The sequence below is a fragment of the Devosia sp. genome (assembly GCF_017307565.1).
GTDB lineage: Bacteria > Pseudomonadota > Alphaproteobacteria > Rhizobiales > Devosiaceae > Devosia.
Genome location: NZ_JAFKHD010000083.1, coordinates 1 through 810 on the forward strand (window position 1 = coordinate 1; position 810 = coordinate 810).

Annotated in this window: 1 protein-coding gene and 1 pseudogene; one reads left to right on the forward strand and one right to left on the reverse strand. The window is 62.1% G+C overall.

Annotated elements, in window-relative coordinates; all coding sequences use genetic code 11:
* Window positions 1-74 precede the first annotated feature (74 nt).
* Window positions 75-296 carry a hypothetical protein gene (locus J0I64_RS02635; RefSeq protein ID WP_291406073.1) on the forward strand — a complete coding sequence of 74 codons (222 nt, stop codon included), beginning with the start codon at window positions 75-77 and terminating at the stop codon, window positions 294-296.
* A 111-nt stretch (window positions 297-407) separates the two neighbouring features.
* Here J0I64_RS02635 and J0I64_RS02640 read toward each other — a convergent pair.
* Window positions 408-810: pseudogene (locus J0I64_RS02640) on the reverse strand (LLM class flavin-dependent oxidoreductase); the annotation flags it as partial.

The window sequence follows — 810 nt, forward strand, 5'->3', positions numbered from 1 at the left end:
GCCTGTTTCAGTTTGTTTTTGTTGGAGACCGCGAGCCGTTCGGCTCGCGGTCATGTTTTTGAAGGATTGCCCTCATGGCCAAGAAACCGACAGCCCGCGTTGAATTCGTGATGTTCGACATCGTCTACGAAGACGGCTCGCAGCGCTCCAACCGCAAGGTTGAAGCAAGCCTCCTTGGTGGCCTTGATGGCGACGAGCCGGCCCGCGCCGCAATCGAAGAGCAGGACCGCGCCATTTCGGAGAAGTCCGGCGTACCGCCGCTCGCGATCAAGTCGATCAAGCGTTCGGGCAAGTGATTTTGGGTGGGGCTGCAGACGCGTAGCCCCTGCCACTATGTGATGAGGGCGGGCATGGCTTAAACGCCATTTGCCCGCGCTCTGCTTTTCCAGGCTGTCACATGGGCCGCGTTACTTGCCGAGCGCTTTTTCGACAGCGGGTTTCACGACGGTTCCATAGAGTTCGATTGCTTTCATGACCCGGTCGTGGGGCAGGGTGCCGACGCTGAGCTGCAGGCCGAAGCGATCGTGGCCGAACCATTCGTGCTGCATCAGGATCTTGTCGATCACTTCCTGCGGAGAGCCCATGTAATAGGCGCCTTCAGGCATCGCCCCGGCATCGAACTGGGCGCGGGTGCCCGGCGGCCAGCCGCGTTCGGCGCCGATGCGGCTCATGGTGGCATTGTGGGCCGGGAAAGCGACGTCGCGCGCGTCCTGGCTGTCTTCGGCGATGAAGCCGTGGCCGGAGATGCCTACCTTGAGCAGGGAGGCGTCGTGGCCGACCTTTGCGCCGGTCTGGCGGTAAAGGTCTACC

What these genes read in the sequence shown, in the direction of transcription:
- J0I64_RS02635 (WP_291406073.1), top strand. Translation starts at nt 75, where the DNA reads ATGGCCAAGAAACCGACAGCCCGCGTTGAATTCGTGATGTTCGACATC.